The sequence below is a fragment of the Flavobacterium sp. genome, assembly GCF_031537875.1.
In the GTDB taxonomy this organism is placed as follows: domain Bacteria; phylum Bacteroidota; class Bacteroidia; order Flavobacteriales; family Flavobacteriaceae; genus Flavobacterium.
The window spans coordinates 393572-418375 of the sequence record NZ_JAVKNB010000010.1; the positions used below are offsets into that span (position 1 = coordinate 393572).

General features: G+C 33.5%; 27 protein-coding genes, 1 tRNA gene and 1 pseudogene. 15 read left to right on the forward strand and 14 right to left on the reverse strand.

The genetic code is table 11. The features are described from left to right. Nucleotides 1–11: 11 nt before the first annotated feature. On the reverse strand, nucleotides 12–899 hold the full coding sequence (locus RMR09_RS06965) for a 3-hydroxyacyl-CoA dehydrogenase NAD-binding domain-containing protein (protein WP_310595076.1): 888 nt from the start codon (nucleotides 897–899) through the stop codon (nucleotides 12–14). Between the two features lie 11 nt (nucleotides 900–910). Beyond that, a complete protein-coding gene (locus RMR09_RS06970; RefSeq protein WP_310595077.1) occupies nucleotides 911–1876 on the reverse strand; it encodes a Gfo/Idh/MocA family oxidoreductase in 966 nt (321 codons plus the stop codon). Between the two features lie 143 nt (nucleotides 1877–2019). Here RMR09_RS06970 and RMR09_RS06975 point away from each other — a divergent pair, with 143 nt between their 5' ends. Then, nucleotides 2020–2661 carry a protein-L-isoaspartate(D-aspartate) O-methyltransferase gene (locus RMR09_RS06975; RefSeq protein WP_310595078.1) on the forward strand — a complete coding sequence of 214 codons (642 nt, stop codon included), beginning with the start codon at nucleotides 2020–2022 and terminating at the stop codon, nucleotides 2659–2661. Nucleotides 2662–2689: 28 nt separating this feature from the next. Here RMR09_RS06975 and RMR09_RS06980 read toward each other — a convergent pair whose 3' ends face one another. The 3 genes from RMR09_RS06980 to RMR09_RS06990 form a co-directional block, all read right to left on the reverse strand. Further along, complete coding sequence (locus RMR09_RS06980) at nucleotides 2690–3739, reverse strand: Fic family protein (RefSeq protein WP_310595079.1); 1050 nt, start codon at nucleotides 3737–3739, stop codon at nucleotides 2690–2692. A 65-nt stretch (nucleotides 3740–3804) separates the two neighbouring features. Beyond that, on the reverse strand, nucleotides 3805–4257 hold the full coding sequence (gene smpB, locus RMR09_RS06985) for an SsrA-binding protein SmpB (RefSeq protein ID WP_310595080.1): 453 nt from the start codon (nucleotides 4255–4257) through the stop codon (nucleotides 3805–3807). A 53-nt stretch (nucleotides 4258–4310) separates the two neighbouring features. Then, on the reverse strand, nucleotides 4311–4802 hold the full coding sequence (locus RMR09_RS06990; protein WP_310595081.1) for a phosphoglycerate mutase family protein: 492 nt from the start codon (nucleotides 4800–4802) through the stop codon (nucleotides 4311–4313). 49 nt (nucleotides 4803–4851) lie between these two features. Between RMR09_RS06990 and RMR09_RS06995 the strand changes: the two genes are divergently transcribed. Next, nucleotides 4852–5085 (forward strand): VF530 family protein, encoded by a 234-nt coding sequence (locus tag RMR09_RS06995; RefSeq protein WP_310595082.1) that lies wholly within the window; start codon nucleotides 4852–4854, stop codon nucleotides 5083–5085. Here RMR09_RS06995 and RMR09_RS07000 read toward each other — a convergent pair. Together RMR09_RS07000 and RMR09_RS07005 are read right to left on the reverse strand one after the other, a co-directional pair. Next, entirely contained in the window at nucleotides 5082–5636 is a 555-nt protein-coding gene (locus RMR09_RS07000) for a GNAT family N-acetyltransferase (RefSeq protein WP_310595083.1), read from the reverse strand. The two genes, RMR09_RS06995 and RMR09_RS07000, sit on opposite strands and share 4 nt — an antisense overlap. 9 nt (nucleotides 5637–5645) lie before the next feature. Continuing rightward, the gene (locus RMR09_RS07005; RefSeq protein WP_310595084.1) at nucleotides 5646–6500 is read right to left on the reverse strand and encodes an aldose 1-epimerase family protein; all 855 of its coding nucleotides are present in this window, start codon (nucleotides 6498–6500) and stop codon (nucleotides 5646–5648) included. Between the two features lie 142 nt (nucleotides 6501–6642). Here RMR09_RS07005 and RMR09_RS07010 point away from each other — a divergent pair, with 142 nt between their 5' ends. Beyond that, a complete protein-coding gene (locus tag RMR09_RS07010; protein ID WP_310595085.1) occupies nucleotides 6643–8907 on the forward strand; it encodes a M1 family metallopeptidase in 2265 nt (754 codons plus the stop codon). A 67-nt stretch (nucleotides 8908–8974) separates the two neighbouring features. Here RMR09_RS07010 and RMR09_RS07015 read toward each other — a convergent pair whose 3' ends face one another. After that, nucleotides 8975–10015, reverse strand: a complete 1041-nt coding sequence (locus RMR09_RS07015) for an agmatine deiminase family protein (RefSeq protein WP_310595086.1) — start codon at nucleotides 10013–10015, stop codon at nucleotides 8975–8977. 260 nt (nucleotides 10016–10275) lie between these two features. On the opposite strand from RMR09_RS07015, the gene RMR09_RS07020 reads away from it, so the two are divergent. Genes RMR09_RS07020 through RMR09_RS07035 form a run of 4 tightly spaced genes read left to right on the forward strand, consistent with a single transcriptional unit; the run spans nucleotide 10276 to nucleotide 13708 of the window. Beyond that, the gene (locus RMR09_RS07020; protein ID WP_310595087.1) at nucleotides 10276–11859 is read left to right on the forward strand and encodes a hypothetical protein; all 1584 of its coding nucleotides are present in this window, start codon (nucleotides 10276–10278) and stop codon (nucleotides 11857–11859) included. Nucleotide 11860: 1 nt separating this feature from the next. Next, entirely contained in the window at nucleotides 11861–12472 is a 612-nt protein-coding gene (locus RMR09_RS07025; protein ID WP_310595088.1) for a hypothetical protein, read from the forward strand. A gap of 17 nt (nucleotides 12473–12489) precedes the next feature. Continuing rightward, nucleotides 12490–13035 (forward strand): DUF3575 domain-containing protein, encoded by a 546-nt coding sequence (locus tag RMR09_RS07030; protein ID WP_310595089.1) that lies wholly within the window; start codon nucleotides 12490–12492, stop codon nucleotides 13033–13035. A 7-nt stretch (nucleotides 13036–13042) separates the two neighbouring features. Then, nucleotides 13043–13708 carry a hypothetical protein gene (locus RMR09_RS07035; protein ID WP_310595090.1) on the forward strand — a complete coding sequence of 222 codons (666 nt, stop codon included), beginning with the start codon at nucleotides 13043–13045 and terminating at the stop codon, nucleotides 13706–13708. A 108-nt stretch (nucleotides 13709–13816) separates the two neighbouring features. Here RMR09_RS07035 and RMR09_RS07040 read toward each other — a convergent pair whose 3' ends face one another. After that, the gene (locus RMR09_RS07040; RefSeq protein WP_310595091.1) at nucleotides 13817–14704 is read right to left on the reverse strand and encodes a carbon-nitrogen hydrolase; all 888 of its coding nucleotides are present in this window, start codon (nucleotides 14702–14704) and stop codon (nucleotides 13817–13819) included. 148 nt (nucleotides 14705–14852) lie between these two features. Between RMR09_RS07040 and RMR09_RS07045 the strand changes: the two genes are divergently transcribed. The 7 genes from RMR09_RS07045 to RMR09_RS07075 all read left to right on the forward strand — a co-directional run bounded on the left by RMR09_RS07045 (nucleotide 14853) and on the right by RMR09_RS07075 (nucleotide 21336). Continuing rightward, complete coding sequence (locus tag RMR09_RS07045) at nucleotides 14853–15707, forward strand: S1-like domain-containing RNA-binding protein (RefSeq protein ID WP_310595092.1); 855 nt, start codon at nucleotides 14853–14855, stop codon at nucleotides 15705–15707. Nucleotides 15708–15845: 138 nt separating this feature from the next. Further along, complete coding sequence (locus tag RMR09_RS07050; RefSeq protein ID WP_310595093.1) at nucleotides 15846–16685, forward strand: 1,4-dihydroxy-2-naphthoyl-CoA synthase; 840 nt, start codon at nucleotides 15846–15848, stop codon at nucleotides 16683–16685. 71 nt (nucleotides 16686–16756) lie between these two features. Then, a complete protein-coding gene (gene menA / locus RMR09_RS07055) occupies nucleotides 16757–17707 on the forward strand; it encodes a 1,4-dihydroxy-2-naphthoate octaprenyltransferase (RefSeq protein WP_310595094.1) in 951 nt (316 codons plus the stop codon). Nucleotides 17708–17710: 3 nt separating this feature from the next. Next, nucleotides 17711–18388 carry a metal-dependent hydrolase gene (locus RMR09_RS07060; protein WP_310595095.1) on the forward strand — a complete coding sequence of 226 codons (678 nt, stop codon included), beginning with the start codon at nucleotides 17711–17713 and terminating at the stop codon, nucleotides 18386–18388. Between the two features lie 35 nt (nucleotides 18389–18423). After that, on the forward strand, nucleotides 18424–19632 hold the full coding sequence (locus RMR09_RS07065; protein WP_310595096.1) for a tetratricopeptide repeat protein: 1209 nt from the start codon (nucleotides 18424–18426) through the stop codon (nucleotides 19630–19632). Nucleotides 19633–19638: 6 nt separating this feature from the next. Further along, nucleotides 19639–20676 (forward strand): o-succinylbenzoate synthase, encoded by a 1038-nt coding sequence (locus RMR09_RS07070; RefSeq protein ID WP_310595097.1) that lies wholly within the window; start codon nucleotides 19639–19641, stop codon nucleotides 20674–20676. A gap of 276 nt (nucleotides 20677–20952) precedes the next feature. Continuing rightward, complete coding sequence (locus tag RMR09_RS07075) at nucleotides 20953–21336, forward strand: hypothetical protein (RefSeq protein ID WP_310595098.1); 384 nt, start codon at nucleotides 20953–20955, stop codon at nucleotides 21334–21336. A 379-nt stretch (nucleotides 21337–21715) separates the two neighbouring features. Here RMR09_RS07075 and RMR09_RS07080 read toward each other — a convergent pair. From RMR09_RS07080 to RMR09_RS07100, 5 genes and pseudogenes are all read right to left on the reverse strand, one after another. After that, nucleotides 21716–21796: transfer RNA gene (locus RMR09_RS07080), tRNA-Tyr, on the reverse strand. 174 nt (nucleotides 21797–21970) lie between these two features. Next, nucleotides 21971–22357 (reverse strand): annotated as a pseudogene (locus RMR09_RS07085) (peroxiredoxin family protein); the annotation flags it as partial. Between the two features lie 18 nt (nucleotides 22358–22375). Next, entirely contained in the window at nucleotides 22376–23131 is a 756-nt protein-coding gene (locus tag RMR09_RS07090; RefSeq protein ID WP_310595099.1) for a DUF4369 domain-containing protein, read from the reverse strand. 202 nt (nucleotides 23132–23333) lie between these two features. Continuing rightward, nucleotides 23334–23774: a KTSC domain-containing protein gene (locus RMR09_RS07095; RefSeq protein ID WP_296687460.1), complete on the reverse strand. Its 441-nt coding sequence runs from the start codon at nucleotides 23772–23774 to the stop codon at nucleotides 23334–23336. Between the two features lie 144 nt (nucleotides 23775–23918). Continuing rightward, entirely contained in the window at nucleotides 23919–24167 is a 249-nt protein-coding gene (locus RMR09_RS07100; protein WP_310595100.1) for a hypothetical protein, read from the reverse strand. Between the two features lie 88 nt (nucleotides 24168–24255). Here RMR09_RS07100 and RMR09_RS07105 point away from each other — a divergent pair, with 88 nt between their 5' ends. Then, a complete protein-coding gene (locus RMR09_RS07105; protein ID WP_310595101.1) occupies nucleotides 24256–24801 on the forward strand; it encodes a hypothetical protein in 546 nt (181 codons plus the stop codon). The last annotated feature ends 3 nt before the right edge of the window (nucleotides 24802–24804 follow it).

Sequence of the window (24804 nt, forward strand, 5' to 3'; positions counted from 1 at the left end):
AGTCTTTGGTATTAAATAAATTGAGCAGCTACCTTTTCTGCTTTTTTGCTTTCTGCATAATTGTAAAACCCTTCTCCTGATTTCACTCCTAATTTTCCGGCACGAACCATATTGACTAATAATGGACAAGGCGCATATTTTGGATTTTTAAAACCGTCATACATCACATTTAGGATAGAAAGACAAACATCTAATCCTATAAAATCGGCTAATTGTAAGGGGCCCATCGGGTGAGCCATACCTAATTTCATTACAGTGTCAATTTCATAAACACCTGCCACTTGGTTGTACAAAGTTTCAATGGCCTCATTTATCATTGGCATCAAAATTCGATTAGCTACAAAGCCCGGGTAATCGTTTACTTCAACTGGTGTTTTACCTAATTTTTCCGAAAGTGACATGATAATTTGAGTAACCTCGTCGCTGGTATTGTAGCCACGAATCACTTCTACTAATTGCATAATTGGCACCGGATTCATAAAGTGCATTCCGATAACACGTTCAGGATGCGCTACAACAGCTCCAATTTGCGCGATCGAAATAGACGAAGTATTAGTTGCTAATATGGTATTATGAGCACAAGCCTCATTCAATTGCTTGAAAATAGATAATTTTAAATCAACATTTTCTGTAGCTGCTTCGATAACCAAATCAGCACCTACTACACCGTCTTTTAAATCGGTATAGGTGATAATATTAGTTATAGTTTTGGCAACATCTTCCTGCGAAATAGTTCCTTTAGTCAGCATTCGATCCAAATTAGTAGCAATAGTGTTCATGCCTTTGTCTAATGCTTTTTCAGAAACATCAATCAATTTGACAGTAAAACCTTTTTGAGCAAAAGTATGCGCAATTCCGTTGCCCATTGTTCCTGCTCCAATTACAGCGATTGTTTTCATTTGGTATGTTGTTATTTTTCCATTGAATCAATAATCTGATAGGCTACTCGTAAGGCATTAGTGGCCTGTTCCAATGTTACAACTGGCGTTGTATCGTTGTTGATAGCATCAGCAAAAGATTCTAATTCGTCTAAAATGGCATTATTTTGGTGTACTTCGGGATTAGAAAAATAGATTTGTTTTTTTACTCCTTCAGCATTTTGTAAAATCATATCAAAATCTCCAGGAACTTCTGGTGCGTCTTTCATTTTGACTACTTCGCATTTTTTTTCTAAGAAATCTACAGAGATGTACGCATCTTTTTGAAAGAAACGGGTTTTGCGCATGTTCTTCATCGAAATTCGGCTAGAGGTTAAATTCGCCACACAGCCATTTTCAAATTCAATTCTAGCATTCGCAATATCGGGTGTTTCACTAATAACAGAAACTCCACTAGCATTAATATTTTTAACTTTCGAATTCACTACACTTAAAATAGCATCTATATCGTGAATCATCAAATCTAAAACTACTGGAACATCAGTTCCTCTTGGATTGAATTCAGCCAAACGATGTGTTTCAATAAACATGGGGTTTTCAATCATATTTTTGGTAGCGATAAAGGCGGGATTGAAACGTTCCACATGACCCACCTGACCTTTTACGTTGTATTCATTAGCTAAAGCAATAATTTCTTCAGCTTCTTCAACAGTAGTTGCAATTGGTTTTTCGATAAAAACGTGTTTTCCTGATTTGATGGAAACTTTGGCACATTTGTAATGAGAAAGAGTAGGAGTTACAATATCAATTACATCTACAGCGTGAATTAGTTTAGCAATGGTATCAAATTGTTTGTATCCAAATTCAGCTGCAATTTTAGCTCCATTCTCTTGATTTTCGTCATAAAAACCAACCAATTCGTATTGTTCCGATTGTTGTAATAAACGCAAATGTATTTTACCTAAGTGACCAGCACCTAATACTCCAATTTTCAGCATAATAATGTAGTTTGTACAAAAATAGCAATAAATTGATTAATTCATTAAGTGAAAAGGACAATTATTTGTTCAATTTTAATTTAAAAATCGCTATTTGGAATTAAAAATTCTTTGTTACTTTTACCGAAAGTAAAACCCAAATTTTGAAAGACACGGCTAAACATCAAGGACTTCGTAATCAGTTAGTAAGCATTTTAGAGCAAAAAGGCATAACGGATAAAAATGTACTTGAAGCAATTAAAAAAGTGCCAAGACATTTGTTCTTGAACTCTAGTTTTGAAGATTATGCGTACCAAGACAAAGCTTTTCCAATAGGAGCAGGACAAACTATTTCCCAACCCTATACCGTAGCTTTTCAATCCCAATTATTAGAAGTACAAAAAGAACATAAAGTATTAGAAATAGGAACTGGTTCGGGGTATCAAACGGCTGTTTTATGTGCTATGGGAGCCAAAGTATATACTATAGAACGTCAAATAGAATTGTTTAAAAAAACATCAGTTTTGTTACCTAAATTAGGAATTCGTCCAAAGTATTTTGCTTCTGGAGATGGTTACAAAGGATTAGAGTTACATGCGCCGTATGATAGTATCATTGTTACAGCAGGGGCTCCAATAATACCAAAACCTTTGATGGCACAATTAAAAATAGGTGGGAGATTAGTTATTCCGTTAGGAGAAGAAGTTCAGACTATGACGATGTTAATTCGAAAAAACGAAACCCAGTTTGAAAAACATGAATTTGGCGAATTCCGATTTGTACCACTTTTAGAAGATAAAAATTAAAAGAAAACCCCGCTAATTTGCGGGGTTTTTATTGACCAATAATTTCCAAATAACGCTCTAAACTTTCTTTTTCTATTTGAGCAACAAATAAGATAAACTCTTCTTTGTTGTTTTGGGTTTGAGCAGTTTCTAAGGCTTGATAGTAATGCATTCTATTTTCGTAATCGCCTTTTATATTAGCAATTACATAACCATGTTGCAACAAAATCAAGTTCATTACTAACCTAGATGTTCTTCCATTTCCATCAATAAAAGGATGAATGGTAACCAAACGTTCATGCATTTCAGCAGCTAAAACTATTGGGTGTAATTTATTTTTATTGGTTTCATACCAAATAAAATAATCTTCCATTTCTTTGGCTACTAAAAAAGGTTGAGGCGGCATGTGTGCGCTTCCTTTAATCATGACTTGAACTTTTCTATAGCGACCAGCATCTTCAGGATGTATTCCTCTTAAAATAAGATTATGAATAGACAAAACTTCTCTTTCTATCAAAGAGGTATTCTTGTTCATTAATTCTTTAATAAAAGCAATGGCTTCTTGATGATTAATAGCTTCAAGATGTTCACGCATACTTTTTCCAGAAATAGTCAAACCTTCATTAATTACTAAATCAGTTTCTCTAAGCGTCATCGTATTGCCTTCTATTCGATTGCTTTCAAAAGTATATTCAAGCTCTAATGCTTGTGAAATTCGATAACTATCAAATTGACGAAATGTGTCAAGTTTTGCTTTTAAAATATCAATCTGTGCCAAAATGGATTCTAACGTTTTGGATATGGTATTAGGAGTACTTTTGGCAACATATCGTATTTCTTCCTCGGCAACTTGCAATGCCTTTAAGGCAAATTCATCATGACCTATCTCATATAGTATTTTTTCCTTAAGCCAAGCCACCATTAAGGTTTCGTAATCCATATCTAAAGCAGAAGCTATTTTGGCAATTTGCTCTTTAGTAGGTTTGCGAGTACCCGATTCAAACTTGCTAATCAATGCTTGATCAATGCCTAATAGTTGAGCCAGTTCTCTTGTTTTGAGTCCTTTTAGTTCTCTTGCATTTTTGATTAGTGTTTTCATCTCTACTTGATATTTATTTTGTCATGACAAATTTAGTCATATTTTTGAATAAAAAAAACTTTTTATCAAAAAGCTTTCTTAATTCGATCTAAATCACGTTTAGTATCTTGCTCTTTTAGCGATTCGCGTTTATCATACGTCTTTTTACCACGGCAAAGACCAATTTCAAGTTTAGCCATTCCTTTTTCATTGGTAAATAATTTTAAAGGCACAATAGTCAATCCTTTAGCTTGAACACTTCGAGCGAGTCCTTTTAATTCTCGTTTGTTTAAAAGTAGTTTTCGTTCACTTCTGGACTTATGATTGAATTGATTACCAAAAGCGTATTCTTCGATATAAGTATTGATAGCAAAAAGTTCGTTGTTACTAAATTCACAAAAGCTTTCTGTAATATTGGCTTTCCCTAAACGAATCGATTTGATTTCGGTACCAGCTAAAACAATTCCAGCCGTATAAGTTTCAATTATTTCATAATCAAAACGCGCTCTTTTATTAAGTATGTTGACTGTTTTTAGCATAGTGTGACAAAAGTAGGATAAAAAAGAAAAAATATAAAGGCAAAGTATATTTATTATTTGACGTGAAGCAATTGTGAATGAATTTGATTCCCTGTTATAGTAACAATATATAAGTTTCCGAAAATACTATCTTCGATGTCTTTGTATTTGTTTTGATTAATGATTTGGTTGACCATATTAGGAATTGTGTTGCTATGACCTACTATTAAAATTGTTTTTCCTAAAGTCTCTTTTTTGAATGTCTCAATATCAATAGTTTTAGGATTATATAGGGTAAAGTTTTTGTTTTGTTTTGCTGAAATAGGTTTAATGGTTTGAATAGTTCTATTAAAATCAGTTGAATAAATAGCATCAAACGATAGTTCAGAGAAAAGCAATTGCCATTCTTGTGCTCGTTCCAAACCTTTTTCTGATAAATCTGGATTTTTAGAACTATCCGCTTTTTCAGCATGTCTTATAAAATAATAATTTGTTGTAGTATTTTGACTTTGACCGAAGTTGAACTGAATCCAAAACAACAATACAATCGCTATAATTTTTTTCATTTTTTTACTATTTGATTTATTAGACCTCTAATATAGATATATTTGCACAATGGAAAACAAAGTTTCAAAAGATCCGCTTCATGGTATTACACTCCAAAAAATAGTAGAACAATTAGTTCAATTTTATGGTTTTGATACTCTTGGCGAATTAATTAAAATTAAGTGTTTTAACGAAAATCCAAGTGTGAAATCAAGTTTGACTTTTTTGCGTAAAACCGATTGGGCTAGAAAAAAAGTGGAAGATTTGTATGTAAAAACACTTCCAAAACTAAATGGAACTTAGTAGTTTTTCTTTAGCAAAGAATAAAAAACACTGTCTAGAAACTTGCCTTCAAAAAAGGTATGTTCTTTGAAATGTCCTTCTTTTACAAAATTATTTTTCAAAAGCACTTTTTCAGAACCATAATTTTCAGGATCAATCACCGCTTCGATTGAATTCAATTTCATTTCATCAAATCCAAATTGAATAATTCTTTCTAAAGCTTCAGTAATGATGCCTTGTCCATGGAACTCCGTCGACAAAATATAACCTACTTCAGCCCTGTAGTTTTCGGGTTTCATGCGGTAAAAGCCAATCATTCCGATCAATTTATCCTCTTCTTTGGTAGTTATTGCCCAATTGACAACATTATTGTTGTTTACATTGGTATCCATTACCGAAATGAATTCAAGTGCTTCTTCCTTAGTCTTCATTAGTGGTCTAGGAATGAACTTCATAATTTCAGGATTAGAACGCAAGACAAGAATTTCATTAACGTCTTCAGATTTAAGACGTCTTAAATTCAAACGATTGGTTTCGAGATTCGGGAAGGGAGAAAAATTAAATTCTAACATGAATATTTTTTAAAGGATTTCTATACTAAATTTTGCTTGAAAAGTAGCGTCTGCTTCTAAAACAATAACACCTTCTTTTTCAAAAAGATTACCATTACTTTCAGTGGTGTCAGAGTAACCAAACCAAGGTTCGATACAAAGAAATGGCGCACCTATTTTTGTCCAAATTCCTAAATTAGGGAAGTCTTCAAAGCGTACTTTTAGAATAGGTTTCTCTTCTTTAATAATAGTGAGTGAATTGGATTGTAAATGTTTGAAAATTAAAGCGTCTCTTTGAAATAATTCATAGGAAAGAGGAATAGTGTTGTTATTACTTTTAATAATTTCTGTTTGCGAAGAAACTAAATCATTTTCGAGTAAGGTATATTCTAAAGGTTCGACTTCTTCAAAAGCAAGGGCATAATTTTCAAAATTGCCTGGTAAAGAAAAAGCAGGGTGTGCTCCAATTGAAAAAGGAAAACGATTGTCTGATTTATTAATTACGCAATAGTTAATTTCTAAAGTAGTGTTTACTAAAGTATATTGGATTTGCAATTCAAATTCAAAAGGATAATGTAGTAGGGTTTCTGAATTTGATTCTAAGGATAAAGTAACACTATTTTCTTTCTTTTCAGCCAATGTAAATTCCATATCACGTGCAAAACCATGTCGAGACAAATGATATTCTTTTTCGTCATGAATAAAAGTATTGTTCTTTAAGGTGCCAACAATAGGAAATAAAACTGGCGAATGTTTACCCCAAAAATCAGGATTGCCTTCCCAAATGTATTCTTTGTTTGAGTTGCTCTTTAGCGAACACAGTTCTGCTCCGAGGGTCTTAATTTGAATACTGATTTCATGGTTGGACAGGGATATGATAGCCATTTGCTTTTTATTTTTAAATGGTAAATATAAAAGGATATATTGTAAAACTCGAATGGTTATTTCGTTTTTCAAACATATTTGCTTTGACTTAGTTTAAAATCTGCTTTTTTTTCATTTATTTGTGATAAAAAATTTTAGACAAATGAAAAACATACGTTCCAAAGTCATTTTAGGATTGACTTTTTTATTCAGTATTTCGACGATTTGGGCACAAGATCAAACTAAAACGGGCTTGGTTCAACCTAAATCTAATTACGATTACCACGATGCTTTTGCGCCTTTTTTATATACGAAAAATGGAACCAATACGCGTTCAGCTAATGGGCAACCAGGTCATGAGTATTGGCAAAACAGAGCTGATTATCAATTGACAGCCAAATTAGACGAGCAAAAAAATGAGATTACAGGTTCAGGAGTTGTTACATATACCAATAATAGTCCTGATAAAATGAATTTTGTTTGGATGAATTTGGATCAGAATTTATTTCAAGCGGATTCTCGTGGAAATGCAGTAGTACCTATTTCAGGAAGTCGTAATGGAGCTCAAGGTCAAATTTTTGATGGTGGGCATAAAATCAAAGCAGTAAAAATAGTTACTTCTTCAAATGGAAAAACAACTGAAGTCGCGGCTAAATATGTTATTTCAGACACCAGAATGCAAGTTTTCCTTCCACAAGGATTGAATGCTAAAGGTGGGGTAGTTAAAATTAAAATTGATTTTTCTTTTATCGCTCCGTTTGAAGGATCAGACCGTATGGGAGTTTTGGAAACTAAAAACGGAAAGATTTTTACGATTGCTCAATGGTATCCAAGAATGTGTGTGTATGATGATGTAAGAGGTTGGAATACTAATCCGTATTTAGGAGCGTCTGAATTTTATTTGGAATACGGTGATTTAGAAGTAAACATAACAGCCCCTGCAAATCATATTGTGGTTTGTTCTGGTGAATTAGTGAATCCAACCGAAGTATACTCTTCAGAAGAACAAAAACGTTTGGCTCAAGCTAAATTGAGTGATAAAACAGTTTTGATTCGTACAGCTGATGAAGTAAATGCTTTGGCAAAAAGCCCTTCTTTAGCAACTAAAACATGGCATTACAAGATTAAAAATGCACGTGATTTATCTTGGGCATCTTCTGCGGCCTTCATTTTGGATGGAGCTAAAATTAATTTGCCTAGTGGGAAAAAATCATTAGCCTTATCTGTATATCCAGTAGAAAGTGATGGTAATGCTGCTTGGGGTCGTTCTACAGAATATACTAAAACATCCATCGAAAATTATTCAAAAAGATGGTTTGAATATCCTTATCCAGTAGCGACTAACGTTGCGGGTAACGAAGGCGGAATGGAATATCCAGGAATTGTTTTTTGTGGATGGGAATCAAAAGGAGAAAGTCTTTGGGGAGTTACAGACCATGAATTTGGTCACAACTGGTTTCCAATGGTAGTAGGGTCTAATGAGCGTTTATTTGCTTGGATGGACGAAGGATTCAATACTTTTATTAATTCATTGAGTTCAGTTGATTTTAATAATGGGGAATACAAAGAAGAAAAATCGGATATGCATAAAAATGCAGAACGTTACACAAGTCCTGATTTAGAAACTATAATGAGTTCTCCGGATAATATGAAAGAAGCTAATATTGGGCTTTTATGTTATTCTAAACCAAGTTCTGGTTTGGTTATCTTAAGAGAGCAAGTATTAGGGCCGGAACGTTTTGATTTGGCATTTAGAACCTATGTGGAGCGTTGGGCTTTTAAACATCCAACTCCAGATGACTTCTTTAGAACAATTGAAAACGTAGCAGGAGAAGATTTAAGTTGGTTTTGGAGAGGATGGTTCCAATACAATTGGCGTTTTGACCAAGGAATTAATTCGATTAAATACATCAAAAATGATCCTGCTAAAGGAATCATAATCAATATTGAGAATTTTGAAAAAATGCCGATGCCAATTGTTTTAGATGTTAAAACTAAAAGTGGTAAAGTAACTCGTGTGAAATTACCTGTTGAAATTTGGCAACGTAATGTAGAATGGTCTTTCAAGCACAATTCTACTGAACCAATTGAAAGTATTACTCTAGATCCAGACCATGTATTTCCAGATGTAAATGAATCTAATAATGTTTGGACTGCAGAAAAAGGAAAAGTAGAAGAAGATGTAATCTTAGACGGATTTTTAGGGACATATACTAATGATAAAGCTCCGGTTAAATTTGTAATTACAGAGAAAAATGGTGCTTTGAATGTGGAAATTACGAATTATCCAAAATTCAATTTGACACCAATTGGTAAAAACAAGTTTGAATCGAAACGTGCTGGATTGCAATTGGAATTCAATGAAGCTCAAACAGGGTTTGATATGATTCTAGCAGATGGCAGAAAAATACCATTTAAAAAACAATAATTCTGTATAGGATTTACAAAAAAAACGACTGAGTAATCAGTCGTTTTTTTTGTAATAATTTTTATTCTTAAGAAGGAATTTGTTGGCTCAAGCAATGCAGTGTTCCAAATCCCCAAATAAAATCAGTGGCACTAATTCCTATGATTTCTCTGTCAGGGAAACAATCTGCTAGTATGTTCAAGGCAATTCGGTCATTACTATCGTTAAAAGTAGGAACTACAACGCAATGATTTAAAATCAAGAAATTAGCATAACTAGCAGGTAAACGTAAATCTTCAAAATCCAAACGTTTTGGCATAGGTAGGCAAACGATTTTTGGTGCTTTACCATTTTCTAATTGGGCATTTTGCAAACGCTTTAAATTATCTTGAAGCGGTTGGTAATTCGCATCATTTTTATCTTCTTCAACAATGGTTACAATCGTGTCTTCGTGTACAAAACGGCACAAATCATCAATATGTCCGTGAGTATCGTCCCCTTCAATTCCGTTGCCTAACCAAATCACATTCGTAACTCCTAAATACTCTTTAAAAACCGCTTCATAATCGGCTTTAGTAAAATTAGCATTACGCACTTGAATCGAAGGATGCATCAAGCATTCTTCAGAAGTCAATAAAGTTCCTTTTCCATTCACATCAATAGCGCCTCCTTCTACAATTACAGGTTTCCCTTTATAAGTAACTTGTGTTAAAGGAAGGTTTAAAAAATCAGCTACTTTACTTGGGACATGTTTGTCCAATTGAAAATTGGAATATTTTGCCCAACCGTTGAAGTTGAAATTCAGTGCTTCTCTTTTCGAACCATTTTTTACAATGATGGGACCTGAATCACGCATCCAAGAACGATTGGTTTTATGAATGATGAAAGAAACATTTTTAAGCTGAACATGCGCTCTTTCCAACATTTCAGTTGCTTTTAGTTGTAGTTTGTTATCAGCAACAACCAAAAACACTTTTTCTACAGCGGCTACTTTTTTGATAAATTCCACAAAAGCCCATTGAACGGCTTCGTACTTACCAGGCCAATCGTTTCCATTGTGTGGAAAGCAAAGTAAAATACCTTCTTGTTTTTCCCATTCGGCAGGGAAACGTCTGTTAGGAGTGCTCATAAGTTCTATTTGTAAGAACGCAAAAGTAAATAAAAAATAGAAAGAAGAATATTTAAAATTCTACGTTTTTGAGTTATAAAATTTTGTAGTTTAGTAATCTATTAAAAAACAAAAAAGTTGAATTTATTATTTACTTAGATTATGGAAACAATTAGGAATAAACCAGTATTACTATTTGAGTAGTAGGGGAGTGTCATTAAATTTGATACTCCTAAGAATAGTACTTAAATATAGATCTCAAACCTTAATACCCAACCTTAATGAAAACATATTCAAATATGTGTGCAATTTTTGTACACATACAATTATTGATACTAGTAATTGTTAGTCTCTCATTTTCTAGTTGTGAAAATGAAAAAATTGAAAATTCTTTAGTAAATGAAGAATTTAAAATTGTGAATGGTCGTTTTGCTTTTCCTTCCAAATCTTCACTATCTTCAAAAATGGAGGAATTAAAAAATGTAGATATTACACTTGCAGAAAAATTTTTCGAAAAATATTATAAAAATGGTTTTCGTTCAAGTAAACCTATGGTTAATATTAAAAATAATGAACTAGTAACTATTTTAGAGAATGAATTTTTAGCAAAGAAACCTCTAACAAAAATCACTTCAAAAACTACCACAGATCCCGAAGAAGATAATAGTATTTCAGACCCTTATTTTGCAGCAGTTGTAAATCAAAATAATGAAATTATCGTAGGTGATTCTCTCTATAAAATTGTTAAAGATGTAGGAACACTTTCTGTGAAATTGAAAGATTCAACAGCCCTATATGATTATTTAAAACTAAATAATATTACCAACAAATCAAAAACAGCTCGCCTAATTGACCCTTGTGAATTGGCACAAAATAATGGAGGATATACTGAAGTTAATTCTAAAATAACAAGATATATAAATCCAGATGTTCCATCTTGTGGTAGTAATTACCCGGATACTCCAATGCCACAAATTCCAATACCACAAATTTCTCCTGAACAACAATTACAAAATCAAATAAATAGTTTACCTATATGTGAATTGGGGGATACCAGCTGGTTTCAAAGTTTATTTGGCACCAATTTATCTTGTATTGACTCTTTTGATAGCAGGCATCGAATTAAAACCGAGTTTTGGAATCAAAATTGGGGAGTATATAATTCGATTGGAGTTCAAGTTAGAACTCAAGTTAAAACTCTTTGGATTTGGTGGGCATCTGATGCAGATGAGATTTATTTAGGTATAAATATGGTATATTTAAAATTCAATTTTCCACAACCTAAAATAGAATCTTATAATCCTTTTCCAGATAATACAACTTATACACCCAATGTTTATATGTACAACAATAACTATCAAATGAAAAATAATAGTGGTTATTATAGTTTAGTAAATTTATCGGGTAAACCAGAGCTCCCTTTTTTTAAATTTGGAAATGATAATATTCTAAACATTTATATACGTCAATTGCCTAATCCTAATATTCAAATAAACAGTCAAGATAATATTAAACAACTATATCAATTAGGTTTGGATTATTTGGGGAAGTCCTTAAATTCTAAAAAAGATTTTGTAGTAACTCATCAAAAAAATCAATACGAAGTTGAAGTTATTTATTTTGGAGAACAATATAAATCAAAAAACACTAATATAGTTAAGAGAACTTTTGACAGTCAAACAAAGGAGATTTTAATTAGTTATACAACGGACGGTAGTTTTCAAACGAATCTAAGTAGTTTTTCTCTAAAAACTTCTAATTCAGGAAACTTTAGAGATTATACCGATTATAAATTAGATTTTTATGGTTTAGCACGTATGGGTAGCACGTGGAAGGGTAGTAGAGCTAACAAAAATCTTAAATAATATGAAAAAGAATATATTTCTAGTATTGTGCCTTTATTTAGTTAATAATTGTGGGTATTCCCAAAAAAAAGATTCTGATAGCAGATGGTATTTTACCTCTGATTTAGAATTGATTAAACACGGTAAATTAGATTACAATTATAGTGGTTACGATAATTCTAATACTAAATATAGTGCTATAACCAATATTAATCCAAATGCTGTAGCATTTGGATTAACTGGTACAATTAATTATAAAATCTTCAATCGTTTTAGTTTAGGACTCGCTACTGGATTGAAAAGATATAATAAACCCAATTTTTCGATGGTTGAACTAGGGGTTATTTTAAAATATTTTTTTTCAGAAGATTTCGGACTCTATGCATACGGTTCTCTTACTTCTGAAACAAGTCTAATTAAGAATCAATTTAATTCGGGAACAAATGCTCGTTTTGGGATGGGTATTCCGATTGTTAGAAATGAAAGTTATGATATCAATTTAAGTTTTTTTAAAGAGCAAAATTTCTTGAGACTTGATGAATCAAGACCTTTGATAGGAGATATAGCTAATGAAAATCCAAGTACTCTAATTTATAGAGGATCATACGGAATGGGTATTGGTATAAGTTTTTAATTTAAAAAATAAATTACATGAAACAATTTAAATCAATAATAAGTCTAATTTTAATTTGTATTATAACATCAACTTTACAAGCTCAAGATAGTAGTTCGGTTTCAACAACTACTATTTTTAAAGTTAATTTGGTATTACCAGGTATAGTTTATGAACGAAGTATAAGTCCCAAAAACACTTTAAACACAACATTGTTTTCTGGATTTGCAATTAATGGAAGTAGTAATTCAGGTCCAAAGTGGCATTTTTTACCTACACTAGCAGAAGAATTTAGAAATTACTATAATCTTGATATTAGAAATAAAAAAGGGAAATCGATTTATAAAAATTCTGGAAGTTATGTAGGAGTAAGAGGCTATCATATTTTTGAGTCAGTTTCGACAAATTCGAACAATGGCTATTATGAATCAACTACTGGAGCCTCAATTCTTTGGGGATTCCAAAAAACATTCAAGCGCAATTTTAATATAAATTTTAACACGGGTGTTAATTATGATTTTAGATCAGAAAAAATGGGAGCTCCAATTTTAAATATTACTTTAGGTTGGGTAATCGGGAAATAAATTGTTTATGAAATATATTTTTTATTTTTTATTACTTGTAGTATCATTAAATACAAATGCACAGCGTGTTAGAGCTTTTACAGGATTAGGAGTTTATTTGGACAATGATTTCAATAATTCTACTTTTCTAGGAGCAAAGATAGGAACTGAATTCAAAATCACTTCTTTTTTGAAGCCTGAAATAGAAATTAATTATCATATAGGGACATTACAAGATGTTGAGATTCGTGACAGTCAAGGTAATTTGTCTAACTTTTTTGTTAAAAAAGTCTCGGCTATCAATTATGGTTTCTGTCCAAAGATATCTATTGGCGATTCTGATAATGAAAAAGGAACGGGACATTTCCTGATTTTACCAAGATATACTATTTCTAAAATTGAGGCTACTGGAAATTATACAACAATAAACCAATCCAATTTGTCTAAATCTATTGAAGAGAAAGAAATAATTACAAAATGGGAACATTCATTAGGAATTGGAATTGGAATTGATGTAGGGGTTTCAAATAATTACGATACGCTCGCTCTGAATTTATATTATAATGGAATAGATATGGGAAGTGCTTTGAATAGCTTAAGGCACAATGGAACTGCAAAATTTTCTACCAAAAATGTAATTGGCTTTGGTATAAACTATTATTTTAGTTTTAAGAAGAGATTGGAAGTAAAGTAAAATTATAATTTTTAGGTTTAAATTTCAGTATTGGCTAAGTAATAGTAAGATAATTTAACAAGAAATCCTTACAAAAAATGTGAGGATTTCTTTTATTTATACCAATTTTTAATCAATGGCTCTTTTTGTAATATCTCCAAATGCATCAATACGGCGGTCTCTAAAGAAAGGCCAATTTTGACGTACATTTTCTTGTAAATCCAAATCCACTTCGGAAATTAAGATTTCTTCTTTATCGTGTGAGGCTTGCGCCAAAATTTCTCCTTGTGGTCCTGCAATAAAAGAAGATCCCCAAAACTCGATTCCAGCAGTATCAGGTAAATATTGTTCTAAACCAATACGGTTAGCAGCTGCAACATAAACGCCATTCGCTACTGCGTGACCTTTCATTACGTTCATCCAAGCGCCGTGTTGATTGACTCCGTACTCTTCTTTTTCTAGTGGATGCCAACCAATTGCAGTTGGGTAAAATAAAACTTCAGCACCTTGCAAAGCGGTTAAACGGGCTCCTTCCGGATACCATTGGTCCCAACAAATTAAGGTTCCAATTTTTCCTTTATTGGTACGGAAGGCTTTGAAGCCTAAATCACCTGGTGTGAAATAGAATTTTTCGTAGAAATGAGGGTCGTCGGGTATGTGCATTTTTCGGTACAAACCAGCTTCTGAACCGTCCGTATCAATAATATAAGCACTGTTATGGTAAATTCCCGCCATTCTTTTTTCGAAGAAAGGAACAATAATTACCACACCTAATTCTTTGGCTAATGCGCTAAACGCAATAAACGAAGTACTGTATAAAGGTTCTGCTAGCGCAAAATTATCTACATCTTCACTCTGACAAAAATAATGGCTGCTGTATAATTCCGGAAGCGAAATCACTTCAGCACCTTGACTTGCTGCATCGCGAACCCAACTCAAACATTTCTTCAAGTTGTTTTCGGCAACATCATTCAGATTCAATTGAATGACCGCAATTTTGTATTTTTTGTTTGGCATGGTTTAAAAAATTAGACCGCAAAAATAGTTATTTTTATAAAGAGTACACGAAAAGGAATTCAGAAAAATTAACGCTCTTTTTTTGTTTCTAAGTAATAGTCCGAATATTCAAAATCGCTTCGTACCTTTGCACTTTAGAATTGAAGAAATGTTAGCAATAGGAAAATACAATACGCTTACCATATTACGGGATACCAAAGTAGGTTTGTTTTTGGGAAATCCCGAAAAAGATCCTGAAGGAGTTCACGATGTTCTTTTACCTAATAAATACGTTCCAAACGAATTTGAAATAGGAGAGGAGTTAATTGTTTTTGTGTATTTAGATCACGAAGAACGCCCCGTTGCCACTACTTTAGCGCCTTATATTTTATTGAATGAATTTGCGCTTTTGCGTGTCAATTACATCAATCAAATAGGTGCTTTTATGGATTGGGGAATGGAAAAAGATATCTTAGTTCCGTTTAAAGAGCAAGCGCGCCCAATGGAAAAAGGGAAACGCTATTTGGTGTATTTGTACATGGACGAAAAAACCAATCGTTTGGTGGCTTCAAGTAAGACCAATCAATTTTTAAGTAACGATCATTTAACGGTTGAAAAAGGAGAAGAAGTGGATTTGATTGTTTCCCACATCACTGAAATCGGAATCAATGTGATTATCAATGAACAACACAAAGGGTTATTGTACAAAGATGAAGTGTATGATGATAGTATTCGTACTGGAGACCGAATGAGAGGTTATATCAAAAACATTCGTCCTGATAATAAAATAGATGTTGCGTTACAAGTGCAAGGATATCAAAGTATTGAACCGAATGCGGAGAAAATTTTAGATGAATTGAGAGCAAGTCGTGGATTTTTACGTTTGAATGATAATTCGCATCCAGAAGATATTAAAACGGTCTTAAAGATGAGTAAAAAGACCTTTAAAAAAGCAATCGGCGCTTTATATAAAGACAAATTAATCGAAATTAAAGACGACGGAATTTACTTGGTTAAAGAGTAATTTCAAATAGTATATCATTACCAAAAGGCAATTCATTTTATTGAGTTGCCTTTTTTTGTATTGAACCACGAACTTTAAGTTTTCTTTTTAGTAGAGAATATAAAAAATGACTTATTTTTACACTCAAATCAAAGAAACATGAGTAAAATAGATTGGCAAACCGTTAGAGAGTTTGAAGATATTACCTATAAAAAATGCAATGGAGTAGCGCGAATTGCATTCAACCGTCCAGATGTGCGTAATGCATTTCGACCTAAGACCACTTCTGAATTATTACAAGCTTTTCATGATGCGCAAGAAGATACTTCGATAGGCGTGGTTTTACTTTCAGCCGAAGGACCTTCTTCAAAAGACGGAATTTGGTCTTTTTGTAGTGGAGGAGACCAAAAAGCGCGCGGACACCAAGGTTATGTGGGGGAAGACGGTTACCATAGATTGAATATTTTAGATGTGCAACGATTGATTCGTTTTATGCCTAAAGCTGTTATATGTGTTGTTCCAGGTTGGGCTGTAGGTGGCGGTCATAGCTTGCACGTGGTTTGTGATTTGACCTTAGCGAGTAAAGAACACGCTATTTTTAAACAAACGGATGCCGATGTTACCAGTTTTGACGGGGGATACGGTTCTGCTTATTTAGCCAAAATGGTGGGACAGAAAAAAGCCCGTGAAATCTTTTTCTTAGGTCGTAATTATTCGGCACAAGAAGCGTATGAAATGGGAATGGTTAATGCGGTTATTCCACACGACGAATTAGAAGATACGGCTTACGAATGGGCGCAAGAAATCTTGGCTAAATCACCAACGTCTATCAAAATGTTGAAATTCGCCATGAATTTAACAGATGATGGTATGGTTGGTCAGCAAGTTTTTGCAGGCGAAGCGACTCGTTTGGCTTATATGACGGAAGAAGCTACAGAAGGTAGAAATGCCTTTTTGGAAAAAAGAAAACCGAATTTCGAGAAAAAATGGTTGCCGTAATTGGGTTTTTAAGTTGAGCATTACATGTGTAAACTTTATTAGCCTATTTTTTTAAACTTATAAACAAAAAAATGAAACACTGGATAGAAGCTGCTCGATTGAGAACCTTGCCCTTATCGGTTTCTGGAATTATTGTAGGGAGTATGTATGCGTTGGCTAATCCAACGGATAATGTGTTGACTCCAACCGAAGTATTTAATTGGAGACTTTTTGCGTTTGCTATCTTAACGACCTTAGGATTGCAAATCCTTTCTAATTTTGCCAATGATTATGGCGATGGAATGAAAGGAACTGATAATGAAGACCGAGTGGGGCCTAAACGAACCATTCAAAGTGGAGTTATCACACCTCAAGCAATGAAACGTGCTATTATCTTGACTTCAGGATTGACATTATTGTCGGCTATTGTGTTGATTTACTTGGCTTTTGGAGCACATAATTTAGGCTATTCCTTATTTTATTTAGTATTAGGAATTTTAGCGATAGCTTCAGCAATACGTTATACGGTGGGTAATTCTGCTTACGGGTACCGTGGTTTTGGAGATGTATTTGTGTTTGTGTTTTTCGGATTAGTGAGTACGCTTGGGGTTAATTTCCTGTATTCCAAACAATTGGATGCTATTTTAATTTTGCCAGCTACGGCAATTGGCTTTTTAAGTGTAGCGGTGCTGAATTTGAATAATATGCGTGATGTTGCTTCAGATAAAAAATCAGGAAAGAATACGTTGGTAGTAAAGATGGGAATTGAAAACGCTAAAAAATACCATTATTTTTTGGTTGTAGGAGCGATGGTTTTGGTTTTGATCTTTGCTATTTTAAGTGATTTTCATTTTGATCAATACTTGTTTTTTTTGGCTTATATTCCTTTAGTGAAGCATGTAATAACTGTTTATAATAATCAAAATTCCAAATTATTAGACCCTGAATTAAAAAAAGTAGCATTGAGTACATTTGCGCTATCCGTTTTGCTAGCCTTGTGTATGATTTTCTTTTTTTCGGATCTAATTGTAAATAATTCGTAAGAGATGAAAATAACGTATTACGGACATTCGGCTTTAGGAATTGAGGTGGCAGGGAAATACATTTTAGTAGACCCATATATTTCACCGAATCCATTAGCAGGAGGTATTGATATTGCTACTTTGGAAGCAGATTTTATTTTGCTAACGCATGCACATGGCGATCATATTGCAGATGTGGAAGTTATTGCAAAGCGAACCAATGCTACTATAGTCGCTAATTTTGAAATTGCAACCTATTATGGGAATAAAGGATTTGCAACACATCCGATGAATCATGGTGGGAGTTGGACTTTTGATTTTGGCAAACTAAAAATGGTCAATGCGGTCCATTCTTCTTCTTTTCCAGATGGAACTTATGGTGGAAATTCGGTAGGGTTTGTAATCGAAGGCGAACATAAAAACATTTATATCGCTGGCGACACCGCTTTAACAATGGATATGAAACTGATTCCAATGCGTACGCAATTGGATTTAGCTATTTTACCTATTGGTAATAATTTCACCATGGATGTGGAAGATGCAATCATAGCTTCGGATTTTGTGGAATGCGACAAAGTTTTAGGAATGCATTATGATACTTTTGGATATATCAAAATCAATCACGAAGAAGCGCTACGTCAATTTTTTCAAAAAGGAAAAGATTTAATGTTGTTGCCTATAGGTGATAGTATTGAATTATAAATACAATCTAAGGTGCTACTCTTGAAAATTAAGATATGTTCAAAAAAATAAGTTTACTCTTTTTCTTTTTTATGACTTTACCGGTGCTGTTTGCTCAAAAAGACGGCTATTGGGACAAAGAACGTTCTACTACCAAAGAAGTAGTGGTTTCGGCACGTGATCGTATTTTAATTCAGATTGACGATTTGCCTACAGGAACGACCGAACTGATTTATCGCATTACTTTATTGGATAAAAACCAACAAATGGCGAATAGTTTGGTTTCGGTATTGAAGGCGATTCCAGATCCAACAGGTATTAGTCAAGGTTCCGCAGGGGCGGTTTTTCTATTATCTAAAATTTCTGGAGATGATAAGTGCAAGTATGCAATTTTTTCTAAATCGGATGTGGCAACAAAATACGCGACTACTGGAAATACTAGCGAAGCTTGTTTGATACAAGACGAGTCAGTAAGCAAAGACGCTAAGCGTTTGTCAATGGATAAATCAGCTTGTTTGAAATCGAATGCGAATTCCAATGTATTGTGGTTTGGGTTTGAAAGTAAAAACTGGATCATGAATCAGAAAATTGTATTGGAAGTCGTTCCTTGGGTAAATTACAAACTGAGCCGAGGATGGACCAAAGAAAATCGCAAAGCCATAATCGACCAGTGTAAAACGTCTAATTTGGCGCAAAAAATGCCCAATTCAAATGATTTTTGCGTTTGTGTTTCAGATAAAATCCAAGCGCAATATACGTTTCAAGAGTTTCAGAAATTACTGAATGAAGAACGTGCTAAAGCTTTCAAAGATTTTGGAACGCTTTGTTTTAACGAAACAGGCGCTTCTAATACAATGAATGCTGATTTGCGTTCCCAAGCTACCATTTTAGCTAAAAAAGGGAATTACGGCGCTGCAATTGCTAAAATGAACATTATAATCAATAATGGCAAAGGAGCTGTTTTGGATTACAACACCCTTGGATATTATTATTTGTTGACCAAACAATACGGAAAAGCGTTAAAAGTGCTTAAAGAAGGCGAGCAATTAGATGCGACAGAATTGTTAATTCAGTTGAATTTAGCACACGCCTATTTATTAAATGGCAATTACAAATCAGCTAAATCAATCCACAAGACGTATTTGAATCAAAACGTGAACGACAGTTTGAGTTGGGTGCAAAAAACAAAATTGGATTTTGAAGCTTTCCATAAAGCAGGAATTCAAAACGATGATTTTAATGCTATTTTAAAAATTTTAGAATAATTTCCTTTGAAAGCAACCTATCACAAATACATTCTTCACTTCAAACGCCCTTCAGGTACTTCTAGAGGCGTAATGACAGACAAAGAAACCTGGTTTATTGTTCTAGAACATAACGGTAAAAAAGGTATAGGTGAGTGCGGTATACTTCGAGGATTGAGTTGTGATGATCGTCCCGATTATGAAGAGCGATTAGCTTGGACTTGTGCCAATATTCATTTGGGTAAAGACCAACTTTGGGAAGCGCTTTTGGAATTCCCTTCGATACAATTTGGAGTAGAAATGGCGTTCCAATCGCTGAATAGCGAAACGCCCTTTTTGCTTTTTCCTTCGGCTTTTACACCAGGTCAAAAATCGATTCCAATTAACGGCTTGATTTGGATGGGAGAAGAGTCATTTATGAAAGAACAAATTGAGGAAAAATTAGCGACAGGTTTTCAATGTGTTAAATTGAAAATAGGCGCTATAGATTTTGAAAAAGAACTCCATTTATTACGGTTTATTCGAGCTAATTTTACCGCTGAACAAGTTGAAATACGAGTAGATGCCAATGGTGCTTTTGATAAAAACGAAGCTTTAAATAAACTACATCAATTAGCTGAATTTAAATTACATAGTATCGAACAACCTATTGCTAAAAATAATACTGACAGGATGTCAGAACTGTGTAAATCCACGCCTTTTCCAATTGCCTTAGACGAAGAGTTGATAGGTGTCTTTGGCTTAACTGAAAAAGAAGCGTTATTACAAAAAATAAGACCGCAATACATCATTTTGAAACCTAGTTTTGTAGGCGGATTTCGAGGGACACAAGAGTGGATTTCGTTAGCCGAAAAACACCAAATAGGTTGGTGGATTACCTCGGCCTTAGAAAGCAATATTGGTTTAAATGCGATTGCACAATGGACTTTTTTGCAACACAATATCATGCCACAAGGATTAGGTACGGGTGCTTTGTATACGAATAATTTTGATTGTCCTTTGGAAGTTGCTCAAGGGCAATTGTGGTACAACAATACGTTGGATTGGGAATGTTCTTGGGTGTAGTTCGTTTATACTTTTCGTACTGCTTTTTTGAATTGTCATTCCTCTGAAATAATTTTCGTTATATTTGTTTTGAGTTGGCTCAAAGTCAGGAGACTTTGAGTAGAAAGAATTGTAGTAATTTAAAGACCACGCGAAAGGATTTACTTTGTCGAATTTTATTTCGCTCGGTAGCTGAGGGCTTTTTGAATTATATAACCACGCGAAGGGATTCGCGCGGGAGCGGGGATAATCACGATTTTTTTGCAAATGAAATTTTAGTACATAATAGAAGTTAATATGAAATTTTTATACAACATATTTAAAAAGAAAGAGAATCCTTTTTACACAATTTTTAAACAGGTTATACCAAAAGAAATAGATTTAGGTAATTCTAGAGTATACCATATTAAGTCGTTTGAATTTACAGATTCAAATATGAAAATGTTTTATGAAAATATGGATAAAAAGGATTTTTATAACATCTTGGATAAACTTGAATATAATTCACAGTCAAACAATGTAGCTCTCTATTATATTGTAAATCCAAACGGTAAAAATGATATTTATCTGGTTTCTGACCCGTTTGAATTATACGAAAAAGAATATATAATAAATCATTTTAATGGAATTCTTGATGAACAAGTTATGAAGTTAACTACTGTAGTACAAATTAATTTGTAAGACTAATTGTACCTACTCCTCGCTACCGCACTAATCCTTTCATGAGGTGTGTCAGTAGCTAACATAGATAAACCCCCCGCTCCCGCGCGAATCCTTTCGCGTGGCAATTGAAACACTATAGCTCGGATTTGCACACGAATAAAGTGAACTAAAGAAGTCAATCCGTGCCTACAAACAAAAACAATTTTAAAAGAGCAACTTCGGTTGCTTTTTTTGTACTGAAAAAATAAACGGGTATTCTAGCCCCGATAACAGTGGCATCCCCCGCTAGGGGATATAGCGAATAGCGGGACAGTAGGGGTTAAGAAGATAAAATGGGTGCTTCATTAGAAGTCAAAAAAAAATGACCTTAAAATAAATTAAGGTCATTGGTAATTTGTGGGGAGAGCAGGATTCGAACCTGCGAAGTTTTCACAGCAGATTTACAGTCTGCCCTCGTTGGCCGCTTGAGTATCTCCCCATTTCCTAGACTAGGCCGTTTTGTTTGTCTAAGCGGTTGCAAATATATAAACAGTTTTGATGTTTGCAAATTAAAATAGTACTTAATTTTGCTATTATTTTTAATCTATTGGTATTGAATAAAATAAAAAAATCTCCCATTGGGAGATTTTTTTATTTTCACTAGTTGTAAGCTTTATTTAGCCAAAAGTTCAGCAATCTTGTTGCGTAGATCAGTACCTCTTAAGTCTTTTGCAATTACTTTTCCAGAAGCATCTAAGATGAAAGTTGCTGGAATAGATTCAACTTGGTATTGTTTTGCAATAGGCTCTTCCCATTGTTTGAGGTGAGAGATTTGCGTCCAATTCAAATGATCTTTTGCAATTGCTGTTTTCCAAGCCTTAGCTTCGTTATCTAAAGAAATACCAACTATGTTAAGCCCTTTGGAGTGAAACTCCTTGTAAATGGCTACCATGTTTGGGTTTTCCTTGCGACAAGGACCGCACCAAGAAGCCCAAAAATCAACAATGGTGATTTTACCTAAACTCTCTTTTAAAGAAATTTCTTTTCCGTCGGGATTAGGCGCTGAAAAATCGGATCTTCATTTAGCTCCACCAACAGATGGTGCTACTGCAGCTGGTCCACCTTTTAGTTTGCCTAATGCTTCTTTAACTGCTTTTCCAGGTTTTGTATTTTGCAAAGACTCTTCTAATTTATTGAACATCGCTTCTGCTTTCTTAATATCAGTGCTTGGGTCATTTAAAACACCTTGCAAGATTAGCACAGAAATAAATGATTTTGGATGTGTTTCAGCATACGTTAAGTATTTTGCTTTTGAAGCGATACCTACTTCTTGTTGAATTTTACCAAATTCTTGCATCAATTTATTGATTGTAGCAGTGTCTTTAGCTTGTTGAGCAGCTTGCATTGCAGGCGTGTTTTTAGTTTGAAAATCAACTAATTTATTTTGAATTTTGTTAAGCTCTTCAGTGAATTTAACGTATTCATCATTGTTATACGTTCCTGAAACTTTTGATTTTTGGATACTATCTTTATTGATTTCAATAGTTACTTCTTCGCCATTTTCTAAAATGAATGGAATTGGAGCCTGAGCACCTTCTAATTTGATGGTATAAAAAGCAGGTTCTGTAATTTTACCTTTCATTTCAAATTTACCATTCTCTACTTTTACAGTATCTTTTGCAACTACTCCTGTTTCGTCTTGAGTTTCAAGAATAACTGTTTTTCCGTTTTCGATTCCTTTTGCAGTACCAGAAATGATGTATTCACCTTTTCCAACTTTGCTACAAGCAACTAATACTACAGTAGCAGAAAGTAATAAAATTATTTTTTTCATTATGAATTTGTTAAATGATTTAAGTTGGCAAAAGTATCTAAAATTATAAAGTATCACCACTTTTTGAACTTAAATTTTTGTTATAGTTTTTGTTTTAAGTTAAATTAAGATGGTCTAGGTCTTAATTTGGATTTGGAATTAGCACTTTAATAAAAAAAGCACCCTAAAATAGAGTGCTTTGGTATCATAAGTTGAATTGGTCTTATTCTTGGTTGATGGTTTTTCTCCAAGTAAAGTTATTCAAGATGTGTCTTTTAGCAAAACGTCCTGGAGAATCAGCATTCACCATTTTTACGTAAGTAGCTTTTGGTACACTAATGTATTCGTACACACTTCCATTAGAGAAATTGATAATTAATCGTCCATCAACAAATTTGTAATCTGTTATAGTAGAAGTTGCGATAGTCTCCGTGTACTCAGGTAAGTTTTGTTTAATCGTTTCAGGATTGATGCTTACAAGAAAGTGATAGGCCTCAATAATTTGTTTACTATTTTCTTCTGCCGCTTTTAAACCTGCTTCATCTCCTTGAAATTTATCAGGATGGGCATCTTTCATCGCATTACGATAAATGGTTTTTAAATCTTTAAGCTCGACAGTTTTGTCTACATTTAATAACTTACGGTATTCAACTATTTTTTTCATAAATAAAGATAACTATTTGTCTTTTAGTTTGTTTTTATCGGATTGGATATCCAAAAACGACAAATTTTTTGCAAAGGTACACTTTTTTTTAAGTTTTTGGTTTTAGCCCAAAGAATATTCTTAAAAACAAGGGGTAAAACAGAATTAGTATTGGGGCTTGTTATTGGATTTGTCAAAGTTTTTTGACTTTTTAGGGTATTTGTTGTAGCTAATATCGCTTGGATTTTCAATGATAGATTTGATTGTGATCCAATCGCCAATTGCATGATTTGTTGACGCTAATTTATAATCCAAAAGGTATTCTCCACAAAAGTAGTTACCATTTTCATCTTGTTCCATTATTCCTGTATAAACTCCTTTTTGTAGCATTTTATCGTGTGAAGATTTAGACATAATCTCGATTTTTATATTTTTTAGACTGCAAACTTAATCAATTATTGTTTGTTTAGGCTGAAAAGGAGATTCTACTTACTTTTGTACTATGGAAAAACAATTTCGTCCAAGCCCGAATGCGTTTAAAAATACCTTTTGTGTTTTTAGCGAATTACCACTTTCTGCTATTGAAGGATTTTCGGTTCAGTATGAAAGCAAAGCAGGAAGTTCGTATTATTACACAAAAGAAGGAATGTATCGTTTGTCCAATCATTGGGGGAGACTGGCGAATAGCAAATGGCGGTTAGAACCAATGGAACCTGAAACGAGTTCAAAAATTAAATTGGGTTTTGCACCCTGGACCAATTTTTATCCCGATAATGCAATTGAAAATTTGTATTATTTGGAAGCCAATTTCGAAAAGAAAACGGTAAATTACCAACATAAAAACAATCCCAATTACAATCAAAAAGCTGTGCTAAGAACGAGTTTTGAAACGACTAAGAGAATAAAACAGATTCGGAATTTATTTGAACTAACCTCTTGGGCAAAGTATTTTGAGTATGATGATTTAGACGATTTGAGAATGAAGATTATTAATGGGCTTATCTATACTGAAAAGTCTTTGGAAGAAATTAAACGAGAACAACTCTAATCT